14 protein-coding genes are annotated in these 13278 nt (G+C 68.6%); 5 read left to right on the top strand and 9 right to left on the bottom strand.

Annotated elements, in window-relative coordinates:
• Positions 1-126: 126 nt before the first annotated feature.
• The gene (dinB, locus tag D5S08_RS10745) at positions 127-1203 is read left to right on the top strand and encodes a DNA polymerase IV (protein ID WP_277750414.1); all 1077 of its coding nucleotides are present in this window, start codon (positions 127-129) and stop codon (positions 1201-1203) included.
• Positions 1204-1212: 9 nt separating this feature from the next.
• Here the strand turns inward: dinB and D5S08_RS10740 are convergent, their stop codons facing one another.
• Both D5S08_RS10740 and D5S08_RS10735 read right to left on the bottom strand, forming a co-directional pair.
• Positions 1213-1659, bottom strand: coding sequence for an NUDIX domain-containing protein (locus D5S08_RS10740; protein WP_121118368.1), 447 nt, complete (start codon positions 1657-1659; stop codon positions 1213-1215).
• A gap of 7 nt (positions 1660-1666) precedes the next feature.
• Positions 1667-2296, bottom strand: a complete 630-nt coding sequence (locus D5S08_RS10735) for a 6-phosphogluconolactonase (RefSeq protein WP_121118365.1) — start codon at positions 2294-2296, stop codon at positions 1667-1669.
• Positions 2297-2460: 164 nt separating this feature from the next.
• On the opposite strand from D5S08_RS10735, the gene D5S08_RS10730 reads away from it, so the two are divergent.
• Positions 2461-2985: a ferritin-like domain-containing protein gene (locus D5S08_RS10730; RefSeq protein WP_121118363.1), complete on the top strand. Its 525-nt coding sequence runs from the start codon at positions 2461-2463 to the stop codon at positions 2983-2985.
• A 36-nt stretch (positions 2986-3021) separates the two neighbouring features.
• On the opposite strand, the gene D5S08_RS10725 is transcribed toward D5S08_RS10730, so the two are convergent.
• The 6 genes from D5S08_RS10725 to rfbC are packed head-to-tail and all read right to left on the bottom strand — an operon-like array spanning position 3022 to position 8839.
• Positions 3022-4068, bottom strand: coding sequence for a single-stranded-DNA-specific exonuclease RecJ (locus D5S08_RS10725; RefSeq protein ID WP_121118361.1), 1047 nt, complete (start codon positions 4066-4068; stop codon positions 3022-3024).
• On the bottom strand, positions 4065-5387 hold the full coding sequence (locus D5S08_RS10720; RefSeq protein ID WP_121118359.1) for an ABC1 kinase family protein: 1323 nt from the start codon (positions 5385-5387) through the stop codon (positions 4065-4067). Before D5S08_RS10720 ends, D5S08_RS10725 begins: the two co-directional genes overlap by 4 nt.
• 48 nt (positions 5388-5435) lie before the next feature.
• On the bottom strand, positions 5436-6305 hold the full coding sequence (gene rfbA / locus D5S08_RS10715) for a glucose-1-phosphate thymidylyltransferase RfbA (protein WP_121118357.1): 870 nt from the start codon (positions 6303-6305) through the stop codon (positions 5436-5438).
• 13 nt (positions 6306-6318) lie between these two features.
• On the bottom strand, positions 6319-7206 hold the full coding sequence (rfbD, locus tag D5S08_RS10710; protein WP_121118355.1) for a dTDP-4-dehydrorhamnose reductase: 888 nt from the start codon (positions 7204-7206) through the stop codon (positions 6319-6321).
• Complete coding sequence (gene rfbB / locus D5S08_RS10705) at positions 7203-8261, bottom strand: dTDP-glucose 4,6-dehydratase (protein ID WP_121118353.1); 1059 nt, start codon at positions 8259-8261, stop codon at positions 7203-7205. Before rfbB ends, rfbD begins: the two co-directional genes overlap by 4 nt.
• A 2-nt stretch (positions 8262-8263) precedes the next feature.
• The gene (rfbC, locus tag D5S08_RS10700) at positions 8264-8839 is read right to left on the bottom strand and encodes a dTDP-4-dehydrorhamnose 3,5-epimerase (RefSeq protein WP_121118351.1); all 576 of its coding nucleotides are present in this window, start codon (positions 8837-8839) and stop codon (positions 8264-8266) included.
• A gap of 160 nt (positions 8840-8999) precedes the next feature.
• Here rfbC and D5S08_RS10695 point away from each other — a divergent pair, with 160 nt between their 5' ends.
• Genes D5S08_RS10695 through D5S08_RS10685 form a run of 3 tightly spaced genes read left to right on the top strand, consistent with a single transcriptional unit; the run spans position 9000 to position 12389 of the window.
• On the top strand, positions 9000-9992 hold the full coding sequence (locus D5S08_RS10695; RefSeq protein ID WP_241557351.1) for a KpsF/GutQ family sugar-phosphate isomerase: 993 nt from the start codon (positions 9000-9002) through the stop codon (positions 9990-9992).
• Positions 9993-10005: 13 nt separating this feature from the next.
• Positions 10006-11631: a glycosyltransferase family 2 protein gene (locus tag D5S08_RS10690; RefSeq protein WP_241557350.1), complete on the top strand. Its 1626-nt coding sequence runs from the start codon at positions 10006-10008 to the stop codon at positions 11629-11631.
• Positions 11628-12389, top strand: coding sequence for a DUF5672 family protein (locus tag D5S08_RS10685; RefSeq protein WP_121118349.1), 762 nt, complete (start codon positions 11628-11630; stop codon positions 12387-12389). The genes D5S08_RS10690 and D5S08_RS10685 overlap by 4 nt, the downstream gene beginning before the upstream one ends.
• 24 nt (positions 12390-12413) lie before the next feature.
• Here D5S08_RS10685 and D5S08_RS10680 read toward each other — a convergent pair whose 3' ends face one another.
• Positions 12414-13148, bottom strand: a complete 735-nt coding sequence (locus D5S08_RS10680) for a glycosyltransferase (protein WP_121118347.1) — start codon at positions 13146-13148, stop codon at positions 12414-12416.
• Positions 13149-13278 lie beyond the last annotated feature (130 nt).

Below are 13278 nucleotides of genomic sequence, written 5' to 3'. Positions count from 1 at the left end.
TGGCGGCACAGGATCTGCTAGGAACAGGTGGTGAACAGCCAGCCGGCCCTGATCGAATCGACGCCAGAGGCGCGCCAAACCGCGCCCCGGCCGGCCGCAGATGTCGAGGGCGCGCCCGGCGACACGCTGCGCAAGATCATCCATGTGGACATGGACGCCTTCTTCGCCAGCGTGGAGCAGCGCGACGATCCTTCGCTGCGCGGCAAGCCGGTGGCGGTGGGCGGCGGCAGCGGGCGGGGCGTGGTCGCGGCGGCCAGCTACGAAGCGCGGGTGTTCGGCGTCCGCTCCGCCATGCCGTCCGCCACCGCGCGGCGGCTGTGCCCGGACCTGATCTTCTGCCACACACGGTTCGACGTCTATCACGAGATATCGCAGCAGATCCGCGCCATCTTCGCCCGCTTCACCGACCTGATCGAGCCGCTTAGCCTGGACGAAGCCTATCTGGACGTCACCCGCAACCATTTCGGCATCGCGTCCGCCACCACCATCGCGCGGGAGATCCGGCGGCTGATCCATGAGCAGACGCAGCTGACCGCCAGTGCGGGCGTGTCGTACAACAAGTTCCTGGCCAAGCTCGCCAGCGACCAGAACAAGCCGGACGGATTGTGCGTCATCAAGCCCGGCGAAGGCGCCAGCTTCGTGGCGGCGCTGCCGGTGCGGCGGTTCCACGGCATCGGACCGCGTGGGGCGGAGAAGATGGCCCGGCTGGGGGTGGAAACGGGCGCGGATCTGGCGGGCAAGGATGCCGAGTGGCTGACCACGCATTTCGGCAGCTTCGGCGACTACCTGTTCCACGCCGCGCGCGGGATCGATCATCGGCCGGTGCGCGCGCATCGGGAACGCAAGTCCATCGGCGGGGAGCGGACCTTCCACAACGACCTGCACGCGGATGACGATCTGCGCGCCATGCTGGAAAGCATCATCGAGATCGTCTGGACCCGCATCGCCGAGAAAGGCGCCAAGGGGCGCACGGTCACGCTGAAGCTGAAATACAATGATTTCCAGCTGATGACCCGGGCCCGATCCCTCTCGCTACCCGTCTCCGGCCGGGAACAGTTCACGCAAGTCGCCCGCGACCTGCTGGCCGAGCAGTTGCCCCTGCCCCGCCCCATCCGGCTGATGGGCCTGACGTTGAGCGCGCTGGGCGACGGCCCGGAAACGCCCGCCGAGGTGCCGCGGGCCGAGCAGCTGACCTTGCTCTAAAGTCGCCGCCTACAACCGCGCCAGCCGCGCCCGCGTGCGGGCGGAGACCGGCGGCAGCGCGTCTGGCGCGAAGAGCTGCGCGGCGGCGACTTCGCGGCGGTCGGGCCGCGGCTCTCCGGCCAGGGTGGCGGCGAACAGGTGGACGGTGTTGGTGGCCCCGTACAGATCCTCCTCCGTCACCTGCAACAGGCGCAGATCCGTCACCGGGCAGCCCAGTTCCTCGCAGAATTCGCGGGCGGCGGCATCGGCGAATGGCTCGTTCCGGCGCACGCCGCCGCCGGGCAGCACCCAGTCGCGCGAGCCGTAGGTCTGCCGGATCAGCAGCACCCTGCCCGCCTCGTCACGCGCGATCACGCTGACGCCGTGGATGTGCGGCCGGGCCAGGCGCCACCAGCCGACGCGCAGCACATGGCCGACCCGCAGCGCCAGCCGGTGGACCGGTGCCGGGATCAGCATCGGTGCATCATGCGAAGCAGGTGACCGGAATGCCCTGCGCCTCCGCGCTGCGTAGCAGGCGGGCAACGGGCAGGTCAATTTCGCCCGCGACTGCCGCCTCGAACAGCGCCAGCTTCTGTTCGCCGCGGATCACGAACAGCACCTCACCGGTGGCGAGCAGCGCCGGCAGGGTCAGGGTGATCCGGTCGAACGGGGCGTGCGGCGGCAGCGGATCGGGCGTGATGCGGCGGATCGCCTGCGGATCGTCCGCCTGCGGGTCGGTTTCGGGGAACAGGCTGGCGACATGGCCATCATCGCCCATGCCCAGCCAGGTCAGCGCGAAACGCGGCGGGACGGCATCTTCCGCCAGTGGCACGATGTCCGCCCCCACCTTCCCCAGCGCGGCGGCGATCATGCCGGCATTGCTGGCCGGGTGGTCCACCGGCACGCAGCGATCGTCTCCTGGCCAGATGGCGACGCGGGACCAGTCCAGCGGCATGCCGGCCAGCGCCTGCAGCACCGGCCGGGGCGTGGAGCCACCGGGCAGGCACAGCGACACGCGGGCATCCGCCGGCGCGGCCTGCTCCGCCGCGGCGAGGCGGTGGTGGAGCCAGGCGGCGACCTGGTCGTCGTCGGCGTTGCGGATGATCTCGACCATGGTGGGGCTCCTTCGGGGCCGATGCCTATGGCAGGCCGGCGTCGGCGGCAAGGCCGCCTGCGGCACGGGGGTGGAACCGCAAGCGCCGCCACCGCTTTTGGAACACGAGCCGACGGGCATTTCGCGCCGCATAAAAGTCGGCAGTCAAAGCAAGAGGAACCAAGATGGCAAGCCAGACCGACACGCTTCGCGAACTGTTCGTTACCGGCCTCGTCAACGCCCATGCGGTGGAGAAGCAGGCCCTGTCCATCATGACCCCGCAGCTGGAGCGGATCGAGAACTACCCCGAGGTGGCCGACCGGCTGCGCCTGCATATCGAAGAGACGCACGGCCAGATCGCCCGGCTGGACGAGCTGCTGGAAGGCCTCGGCACCTCCTCATCCACGCTGAAGGATATTGGGCTCAGCATGTCGGGCAGCATGGCGGCCATCGGACATTCGGTGGCTGGTGACGAGATCGTGAAGAACAGCTTCGCCAATTACGCCTTCGAACATTTCGAGATCGCGGCCTACAAGTCGCTGCTGGTGATGGCCGAAGATGGCGGCTTCACGCAGGCGACCCCGCTGCTGACGCAGTCGCTGAAGGAAGAGCAGGACATGGCGCAGTGGATCGACGATTCGCTGCCGCTGGTCACGCGCCGCTATGCCGCGCTGTATGCCGAAGGGGGCTCCTCCGCCGCCAAGGTGTGATCGTTCGGGGCCGGCGCGGCTCAGGCTGCGCCGGCCTCAGAAGCCCAGCCCGGCGATGAAGCGGTCCCAGATGGGCAGCGGCAGGGCGCCCCCGGTCGCCTGGGCGTGGCCGTTGCCATAACGGCCGTCAGCGCCTTGGGGCCGATGCTCCGCCAGGAATGCCAGCAGGTCGCGTCCGCTGGCGCTGCGGGCGGCGAAGTGGACCCAGCCTTCCCGATAACCGTCATTGGCGGCGATCACGATCTTGTCGCGCAGGCGCCCGCGCCATTGCTGCGCGATCAGCGAGTGGATCTGGCACGGCGAGGTGAACCGGATCAGCGCCACGTCGCCCACGATGCGCGGAGCGACCTTGCGCGCGGCCTCGACCGCTTCGCGCACCTCGGCCTTGGCGGCGCGCAGGGCCTCGGCGTCGGGACTGTCGCCTTTGGTGATGCCCTTGGGTCCGTCGCAGCCGAGCAGCAGGCGCAACGCCGGGCTGGCATCCGCCGCCGCCGTGCGGCGGGGCGCGTTGACCAGCGAGGTCGCATCGCGCAGCGCGGTCTTGCCCCAGCGTGCCTGCGCCTCCGCCAGCTCGGCAAAGCCGGCGCTTTCCGCCATGTCGCCGACCAGCCCGATGCCCGCCAGCCACAGCAGGTCCGCCTGGTCGCCCAGCGCGCCTGCCGCCCACCAGGCGATCAGCGCGCTGGTCGGCTCGGGCTCGAGGCCGTGGCCGCTCAGCGTGATGGCATGCGGCGGCGTGCCGGTGGGGCGATGGTGGTCGATCACCAGCACCGGCATGTCCGGCAGCACCGCTTCCGGGCGGGTGCCGAGATCGGCGACCACCAGGCCGCCGGGGTCCAGCGCCTGCAGCCGGGCGGCGAAGCTGTCGTCCCACGGTGTCTCCGCCTTGCCGACGATCACCGGTTCGGCCGCCCGGCCAGCGGCGCGCAGGGCCCGCACGATGATCGCCGCCGCGGACAGGCCGTCCGCATCGAAATGCGCCCCCACCGCGACCGGACGCGTGTCATCGAGCTGCGCCAGGAAGCGCGCCATGCCGGCCGCCGCTGCAGCCTGCGGATCGGTCGTGTGGAGGTCGCCGATCATGCGATCGCTGCCGCCGCCAGCCCGCGCACATCGACCCGCGCCTTCAGCCGCGCGGCCAGCAGGGCGGTGCCGCTGACCTTGCGCTGCACGAACAGCGTTTCGACATGCGGGACATGCCAGGTCGCCCGGTCGGCGATCATGGCCTTGGCCTCCTCCCGCACCACCGGCACGAAGGCGCGGTCGCCGAAGTCGAACGGGCCGGGGCGGTTCAGTGCCGCGTCGATCGCGGCGATGATCCGGTCCACCGCCGGACGGTGCGCGGCCGCCGCGTCGGCACCCAGGAAGCCGGTCTCCACCGCGACCTGGCGGACGGTGTCCAGATCGCGCGACAGGCCGGCCTCGATCAGGCGGCGATAGGCGGCGACCGTGCCGGCATCCACCGCGCGGGTGGCGCCGAAATCCAGCAGCACCAGCCGGCCGCTCTCCGGCTGCCAGCGGTAATTGGCGAAGTTGGGGTCGGTCTGCATCACCCCGAAAGCGAACAGTTCCTGCAGCACCAGCGAGACCAGCGCGGTCATCGCCCGGTCGCGGGCGTCCTGCGCGGCCTCCCCCAGTGCCTCGATCGGGCGGCCTTCGATGAAGCTCATGGCCAGCACCCGACCGGTGGTCAGCGCCTCCTCCAGCTCCGGCACGACATAGCGGTCGTCGCCCGCCAGGCGTTCGCGGTAGAGCCGCATCTGCTCGCCTTCGCGGCGGTAATCCGCCTCGTCCGCCAGCTGGCGCTTGGCCTCCGCCAGCAGGGGCGCGAGGTCGAGCGTCGCCGGCAACAGGCCGGACACGCGCAGCAGGGTGGCGACATTGTCGACATCGGCATCGATGCTGGCGGCGACGCCGGGATATTGCACCTTGATCGCCAGCACGCGCCCGTCCGGCAGGGTGGCGCGATGAACCTGCCCAATGGAGGCAGCGGCGATAGGGCTGGCGTCGAACTGGCGGAACCGGCGGCGCCAGTCCGCGCCCCATTCGGCCTTCAGCACGCCGTCCAGCTGCTGCGGCGGCATGCGATAGGCCTGGTCACGGACGCGCGCCAGGATGGCAGACAGTTCGGGCGGCAGCAGGTCGCCCGCATCCATGGAGATCATCTGCCCCAGCTTCAGCGCCGCGCCGCGCAGGTGGGACAGCCGGTCGGCGACGCGGGTGGCGTTGCCCGGCGTCAACATCATGGTGCTGAGCGACGGCCGCTCCCCCGCGGCCAGCCGCCGCGCGCCTTCCGCCACCATGCCGCCGGCCACACCGCCGGCCAGCCGCCCGAAGGAGCCGAGCCGGGCGAGGCGACCCGAAGGGATCGGGCGATAGCGGCTGGTGTCGTCATCAGGCATGGGGCGACAACGCGAGGCAGGCCGAACCGTGCCCTCGGCCCGAAGGTGCTACCCTTCGGCGATCACCTGCCGCAGGTACTTGGCATAGTCCGACTTGCCGAGGCGGACGCAGCAGCGTTCCAGCCCGGCGGCGTCGATGAAGCCCTGGCGGAAGGCGACCTCCTCCGGACTGGCGATCTTGAAGCCCTGCCGCTTTTCCAGCACGCGGACATAGACGGCGGCATCCAGCAGGCTGTCGGGCGTGCCGGTGTCGAGCCAGGCATAGCCGCGGCCCATCACCTCCACATTCAGCTGGCCGCGCTCCAGATAGACGCGGTTGACGTCGGTGATCTCCAGCTCCCCGCGCGGGGATGGCTGCAGGTTGGCGGCGATGTCGACCACCTGCGCGTCGTAGAAATACAGCCCCGTCACGGCATAGCTGGAGCGGGGCGCGGCGGGCTTCTCCTCGATGGAGATGGCCCGTCGCTGTGCGTCGAACTCGACCACGCCGTACCGCTCGGGATCGGTGACATGGTAGGCGAACACGCTGGCGCCCGTCTGGGACGCACGCGCATTGCCCAGCAGTTCGGGCATGCCGTGGCCGTAAAAGATGTTGTCGCCCAGGATCAGCGCGGAGGGTTCCCCGCCCACGAAGTCCGCGCCGATGATATAGGCCTGCGCCAGCCCGTCGGGGCTGGGCTGTTCGGCGAATTCGAACCGCATGCCCCATTGCGAACCATCGCCCAGCAGGGCGCGGAAGGCGGGCAGGTCGCGGGGGGTGGAGATGATCAGCACCTCCCGGATGCCCGCCAGCATCAGCGTGCTGAGCGGGTAGTAGATCATCGGCTTGTCATAGACGCTCATCATCTGCTTCGAGCTGGCGAGTGTCATCGGATACAGGCGCGAGCCGCTGCCGCCGGCGAGGATGATGCCTTTCATGGGAAAAGTCCTTCTAGTTGTTCGCGGCGAGCAGGCGGGCGACCACCGGCGGCAGGGCATCCTGCCAGCGGGGCAGCACGACGCCATGCGCCGTCTCGATCCGGCGGCAATCGAGCCGCGAATTGGCCGGCCGCGTGGCCGGCGTGGGATAATCGGCGGTGGTGATGGCATTCACCCGCGCGCTCGGGCCGCCGTGTGTTACGGATGCAGCGAAGATCGCCTGGGCGAACTCGGCCCAGCTGGCCTCCCCAGCGGCGGTCATGTGGAACACGCCGCGCTGCGCCGGATCATCCCCGGCGGCGAGATTGGCCGCGACCCGCAACACGCCATCGGCGATGTCGAGCGCGCTTGTGGGATTGCCGACCTGGTCACCCACCACGCCCAGCTCGTCCCGCGTCTCGGCGAGCCGCAGCATGGTGCGCACGAAGTTGGCGCCGAACGGGCTGTAGACCCAGGCGGTGCGCAGGATCGCGCTGTTCGGGTGCGCGGCCATCACGGCCTGCTCGCCCGCCAGCTTGGTGGCGCCGTAGACGCCGGTCGGCCCGGTCGGATCATCCTCCCGCCACGGGCGGTCGAGCGAACCGTCGAACACGTAATCGGTGGAGATGTGCACCAGCGGCACGCCCAGCCGCGCGGCGGTCTCCGCCACGGCGCCGGCACCGGTGGCGTTGGTCGCATGGGCGGCCTCGGCCTCGCTCTCGGCCTTGTCCACCGCGGTCCACGCCGCGGCGGAGACGATGGCGTCGGGCCGCGCCGCTTCCAGCGCGGGCAGGATGCTCGCTGGATCGGCCAGGTCGAGTGCCGGGCGACCGATCGCGATCACCTCGTGCCCCGCCAGGGGTCCACGTTCCAGCAGGCTGGTGACGACCTGCCCGCTGGTGCCGGTGACGGCGATCCTCATGCGGGCGCCTTCGCCTCGAGCCCGAGGCGCTGGCCGTCATACTGGTCGCGCAAGGGCTGCCACCACCATTCGTTGTCAAGATACCAGCGCACCGTCTTGGCGATGCCGCTGTCGAAATTCTCCTGCGCCCGCCAGCCCAGCTCCGTCTCCAGCCTTGTGGCGTCGATGGCGTAGCGCGCATCGTGGCCCGGACGGTCGGTGACGAAGGTGATCAGGCTCTCGCGCGGGGTATCGGTGGGGACCAGCTCGTCCAGCACGGCGCAGATACGGCGGACCACGTCGATGTTGCGGCGTTCGTTGCGGCCGCCGACATTGTAGGTCTCGCCCACCCGGCCCTTCTCGGCGATCAGGTCCAGCGCGCGGGCGTGGTCGTCCACATACAGCCAGTCGCGCACATTCTCCCCCTTGCCGTAGACCGGCAGTGGCTTGCCCGCGAGCGCGTTGAGAATGGTCAGCGGGATCAGCTTTTCCGGGAAGTGGTACGGCCCGTAATTGTTGGAGCAGTTCGATACCACCACCGGCAGGCCGTAGGTCCGTTGCCACGCCTTCGCCAGATGGTCGGACGCGGCCTTGCTGGCCGAATAGGGGCTGCTGGGATCGTACGGCGTGCTCTCGTGGAACAGGCCGGTGTCGCCCAGCGAGCCATAGACCTCGTCGGTCGAGACATGCAGGAAGCGGAACGCCTCCTTCGCGTCGGCATCCAGCGTGTTCCAGTACTGCCGCGCCGCCTCCAGCAGGGTGAAGGTGCCCACCACATTGGTGCCGATGAAATCGGCTGCACCGGTAATCGAACGGTCGACATGGCTTTCGGCCGCCAGGTGCATGATGCGGTCGGGCCGGAACTCGGCCATCGCCGCATCCATCGCGGCACGGTCGCGGATGTCGGCATGCAGGAAGCGGTGATGGTTGCTGTCGGCCACGGCCTTCAGCGATGCCTCGCACCCCGCATAGGTCAGCGCATCCACGGTCAGGACATCATAGCCCTTGTCCAGCACCAGATGGCGCACGAGGGCCGAGCCGATGAAGCCGGCACCGCCGGTGACGATCACGCGCATGGTCAGTCCTGTTCCGCTTGGAAGGTGAAATAGGTGGGCAGGTCGGCCAGCCGCGGCTGCCGGCCGTCCTTGGCCGACAAGGTCGTGGCATTGGCCACGTCGGGCCAGTCGATGCCAATCGCCGGGTCATCCCAGGCGAGCCCCTTGTCGCACTCCGCATTGTAATATCCGCCGGCCACCTTGTAGCTGATGACCGTGTCGGGCTCCATCGTGCAGAAGCCATGCGCGAAGCCCGGCGGCACCCACAATTGGCGGCCATTGCCCGGCGTCAGCACCTCGCCCACCCATTGGCCATAGGTCGGGGAACCCGCGCGGATGTCCACCGCCACGTCGAACAGCGCGCCGGCGGTGCAGCGCACCAGCTTGCCCTGCGCATGCGGATCGGACTGAAAGTGCAGCCCGCGGACCGTGCCCACGCGGCTGCTGAGGGACTCATTATCCTGCACGAACTGGAACGCGCCCACTTCCGCCGCGAACAGGTCCGCACGGAAGGTTTCCGCAAAATAGCCGCGATCATCGCCGTGGCGGCGGGGGGTGAGCAGCTTGGCGCCGGCCAGGCTGAGAGGTCTGATCTCCATATCGCCCCCTTTAGCCAGCTTCGCGCGCCCTGCAATGCCGGACCAGGCCCGGGCGGCGGTCGGCCCGGAGCCGCGCTTTTCCCGCACTCGCCTTGCGCTGTAGCGCGACCGCCGATAATGCCGCCGCCCAGCCCAAGCAGTTCAGCTTGAAGGACAAATCGTGATCGTTACCCTGCCGGATGCGGCAATCCTTGCAGACGAAGCCATTCTTGCCCGCGGCGCCGAGGTGCTGCAGATCGAGAGCGAGGCCCTGCAATCCCTCCGCCGCAGCCTGGACGATTCCTTCGTGAACGCCTGCAAGACGATCCTGGCGGCCAAGGGGCGCGTCGTCGTCACCGGCATCGGCAAGTCGGGCCATATCGGCCGCAAGGCTGCCGCGACCTTCTCCGCCACGGGCACGCCCGCCAGCTATGTGCATCCGGGCGAGGCGGCGCATGGCGATCTCGGCATGCTGGTGGCCGGCGATGCCCTGATCGTGATCTCGAATTCCGGGAATACATCCGAACTGCAGGCCTTCCTGACCTATGCCCGCGCGATCGGCGTGCCGGTGATCGGCATCGCTTCGCGGCCGGGATCGCTGGTCATGCGTCATGCCGACGTGCAGCTGTGCATTCCGGTCGAGCGCGAGGCCTGCAATGCCAACATCGCCCCGACCACATCGACGACGCTGCAGCTTGCCCTGTGCGATGCGCTGGCGATGAGCGTGATGGACATGCGCGGCTTCTCGCAAGAGGGGATGAAGCTGCTGCATCCCGGCGGGGCCATCGGCCTGCGCCTGCTGCCTGTCAGCGAGATGATGCATACCGGCCCGGAAATGCCGCTCATCACCGCCGACACCTCCATGGCGGACGTGCTTTCGGTGATGACTTCGCGCGGCTTCGGCATTGCGGGGATCGTGAACGATGCCAGGGAACTGCTGGGCGTGATCACCGACGGCGACCTGCGGCGTAATTTCGAACGCTTGCAGAGCTGCTCGGCCGGCGATGTCATGACGCTGTCGCCCAAGACGCTCGCCTGCGACATGAGCGCCGAAACCGCGCTGGAAGTCCTCAACGACCAGAAGATCACCGCCGCCTTCGTTCATGAACCCGGCAACACCCGTCCCGTCGGCATCGTGCATATCCATGACTTCGTGCGCGTCGGCCTGAGCTGATCCGGGCCGACCCGTGCCGGAGAGCGATGTATCGGGCCGCAGCCTGAAGGAGCGATGGCTCAGGGCGCAGGTCCACCTCGACGCGTTCCGGAGCAATCCGGCCGACTACCTGACCGCAGTGAAGTCGCGCCTGCTCGGGCTCAGGCTTCGCTCCCGCCACCAGTTCTCGGCTCTGCTGGGTCATTCGCCCCGCGCCTACGATCTGTGGATGGCGTCGCGCGAGCCGGCCCGGCTGGCGGCGCTGCCGACCAAGGGGCGTGGTGACGGGCCGCAGATCGTCGCGGTGATCGATTGCCGGCAGTCGTCGCATGGCTGCGACCGGTCGATCGCCGCGCTGCAGGCGGCGGGCAGCGACCGGATCGTCGCATTGGGGGCCGACCATCCCGCGGGCGCGACGACCGTGCTGGACGATGTCGTGGCGCTGGCCGACTACCTGGTGGCGCTGGGGGATGAGACGGTCTGGGTCCTGCCGGTGCAGCCGGGCGACCGGGTCAGCCCCGTCGCCATCGGCGCCTATCGCGCGGCGATCGAGGCTGCCCCCGGAGCCAGCCGGATCTATGCCGATGACGACCTGATCGACGATGCGGATCGCCGCCACTCCCCGCACTTCAAGCCTGTCTGGAACGCCGAACTCGTGCGGCATCTGGACTATGTCACGGGCGCCAGCGTGTTCGCCTGCGATCCGCGGCAGATCGGCCAGTCCTGGCCCGCGGGCGAGCAGGCCGGGAGCGAGCCCGTGCGCCTGCCCCATGTGCTGCACCATCGGCGCAGCCGGCCGGAGGCGCGGCTGGCGGAGCCGGCGGCGCCCTGCGACAGGCTGCCGCATGTCACGGTGATCGTGCCGACCCGCGACGGGGAGGCGCTGCTGCGCAAGTGCATGGAAGGGCTGGCGGCGACGCGCTACCCCTCGTTCGACTGCATGGTCATCGACAACGCCTCCGCCGACCCCGGCGCGCTGGCGTTCCTGCAGGAGCTGGAAGCCGGCGGGGCAACGATCATCCGCGAGCCCGGCGCGTTCAACTATGCCGGCATGCACAACCGCGCCGTCAGCCAGGCGCGCGGCGAGGTGCTGTGCCTGCTGAACAACGACATCGAGATGATCGGACCCGACTGGCTGGAGCGCATGGTCGTCCACGCGATCCGCGACGATGTCGGCGCAGTGGGCGCCAAGCTGCTATATCCTGACGGAACGATCCAGCATGCCGGGGTCGTCACCGGCATCGGTGGCGGAGCGGCGCATGCCCACCGGTTGCAGGAGGATAGCGAGCCCGGCTATTTCTCGCGCGCGCACCTGCCGCAATTCGTGTCGGCGGTGACGGCCGCCTGCCTGGTGGTGGAACGGCGGAAGTTCGAGGCGGTCGGCGGGTTCGATGCGGAGAATTTCGCCGTCGCCTTCAACGATGTCGATCTGTGCCTGAAGCTGAACCGCGCAGGCTGGCAGAGCTTCTACGAGCCGCGCGCGGTGCTGATCCATCATGAATCCAAGTCCCGCGGGCGCGACGATACGGAGGTTAAGCGCAAGCGCTTCGCCGGGGAGCTGGCCGCGCTGAAGCAACGCTGGCACACGGACACGCAGCGTGACCCGTACCATCATCCGGAGCTCAGCGTGTTCAGCGAACACTTCGTGGTGAGCCTGTGACGCAGCGGCTGGATCTCGGCAATGTCAGCCTGTGCGCCGCCGCATCGGTCAACGTGGCGGCAACGCTACGCGCGCTGGTGCGCTGCATGCAGGTGGCGGATTTCGGCGAGGTCCTGCTGTTCACCGATGCGCCGGACCTGGCCGTGCCCGCCGGAATCCGGGTGGTGGAGATCGACCGGCTGACCTCGTCCCAAGCCTATTCGGCCTTCATGCTGCGCGACCTGCCGCAATGGGTGCGGCTGGATCATTGCCTGGTCGTCCAGTGGGACGGGTTCATCCTGGATCCGGCAGCCTGGGATCCTGCGTTCCTGGTATTCGACTATATCGGCGCGCCATGGCCGCAATTTGGCGATGGACACGATGTCGGCAATGGCGGCTTTTCGCTCAGGAGCCGGCGCCTGCTGCAGGCGTGCAGCCACATCATGCCCGGCCCGCGCGAGCCGGAGGATGTGGCGATCTGCCGGTCCGCCCGGCCCTATCTGGAAGAAAGCCACGGCATCCGCTTCGCTGACGCGGCAACCGCCTCGCGCTTCGCGTTCGAGCGGGATCGCCGGGCGGCGCGTGCCTTCGGCTTCCACGGCGTCTTCAATCTTGTCGAGGCCGTGGGGGTGGACGAGTTCTGGGAAATCTACCGCGAGCTGGACGACCGCCGTACCGTCTGGGTCGATTTCAGGCTGATCCTGAAGACCTATCTGCGGAGCGGCGGCCGATGGGGCCGCGCGTTCCGGATCGTCCGCGACCGCTGCACCGGCCGCTGAACGGCAGGCCCGCCGGCTGGTGCCTTAGCGGTCCTGCAGGGCGGGTTCCGCCACCGCCGCTTCGGAGCGGAGGTACAGGTCGCGCTCGTTCAGCCAGAGGTCGGCATAGTCGACATTCTGCCATTCATCGAACCACGGGCCGCCATTGGTGTAATGCACCACCCGCGGCGTCCTGTCAGGCTTGGGGTATTCCCCTTCGAGGAAGTTCCAGTCCAGGTCCAGCGCGCCCACATGGCTCTGGTCGGCGATCCAGTCGAACCGGTGAAGAAATGCCGGCGAAGCGCTGTTGACGACCTGCGGGGTGAGGGCCTGCACGTCCGGATGGGCGCAGTTGAACACCATGAAGGACGACCAGTTCTTGCGCGGGTAGACGGTCTGCTTCTTGCCGTCCATCTTCACCATCTGCGACGGATCGTATTCGTGCTGCACGACATACACCGCCTTTTCCGGATCGAGCCCGTCGAGCACGCCCCGCACATCCGTGGTGTAAAGGAAGTCACAATCGCAGAACACCACCCAGCCTTCGGTCTGGGCCGCAAGGTAGGGGGTAAGAAATCGGGTCAGGGAAAACTCGGTCGTGGCCGTCGCGTCGATCGGGCGAGTATAAAGGCCAAGCTCCCGAACTACGGACTGCCTGATGGGATAGACCGCGACTTCACCATTGGAATGACGCAGCAGTGAATGTCGTGCAACCTGCCAGGCGATGTCTTCCCGAGTGTCATAGCCGACATAGATCTTGGCAGAAGGTGTTTCAGTCATTGCAGGCACTACGCTGTGGTCCCAAATTCGATCTGCAAGCTCAAGGCCGTATTTTCGGGCCATCGCAGTCCCTTGAAACAAAGGTGAATGCCGCCGGGATGTCAATGAACAAGATCGCCCGGCAGCCTGG

The organism is Croceibacterium ferulae, assembly GCF_003660445.1.
Classification (GTDB): domain Bacteria; phylum Pseudomonadota; class Alphaproteobacteria; order Sphingomonadales; family Sphingomonadaceae; genus Croceibacterium; species Croceibacterium ferulae.
The sequence above is the reverse complement of the archived record's forward strand: the minus strand, read 5'-3'. Positions and strand labels throughout refer to the sequence as shown.

Excerpts from the sequence above, each read along its gene's own strand:
- D5S08_RS10680 (WP_121118347.1), bottom strand. The coding sequence starts at position 13,148 with ATGACTGAAACACCTTCTGCCAAGATCTATGTCGGCTATGACACTCGG.
- D5S08_RS10740 (WP_121118368.1), bottom strand. The coding sequence starts at position 1,659 with ATGCTGATCCCGGCACCGGTCCACCGGCTGGCGCTGCGGGTCGGCCAT.
- rfbC (WP_121118351.1), bottom strand. The coding sequence starts at position 8,839 with ATGGAGATCAGACCTCTCAGCCTGGCCGGCGCCAAGCTGCTCACCCCC.
- D5S08_RS10735 (WP_121118365.1), bottom strand. The coding sequence starts at position 2,296 with ATGGTCGAGATCATCCGCAACGCCGACGACGACCAGGTCGCCGCCTGG.
- D5S08_RS10725 (WP_121118361.1), bottom strand. The coding sequence starts at position 4,068 with ATGATCGGCGACCTCCACACGACCGATCCGCAGGCTGCAGCGGCGGCC.
- rfbB (WP_121118353.1), bottom strand. The coding sequence starts at position 8,261 with ATGCGCGTGATCGTCACCGGCGGTGCCGGCTTCATCGGCTCGGCCCTC.
- D5S08_RS10730 (WP_121118363.1), top strand. The coding sequence starts at position 2,461 with ATGGCAAGCCAGACCGACACGCTTCGCGAACTGTTCGTTACCGGCCTC.
- rfbD (WP_121118355.1), bottom strand. The coding sequence starts at position 7,206 with ATGAGGATCGCCGTCACCGGCACCAGCGGGCAGGTCGTCACCAGCCTG.
- rfbA (WP_121118357.1), bottom strand. The coding sequence starts at position 6,305 with ATGAAAGGCATCATCCTCGCCGGCGGCAGCGGCTCGCGCCTGTATCCG.
- D5S08_RS10720 (WP_121118359.1), bottom strand. The coding sequence starts at position 5,387 with ATGCCTGATGACGACACCAGCCGCTATCGCCCGATCCCTTCGGGTCGC.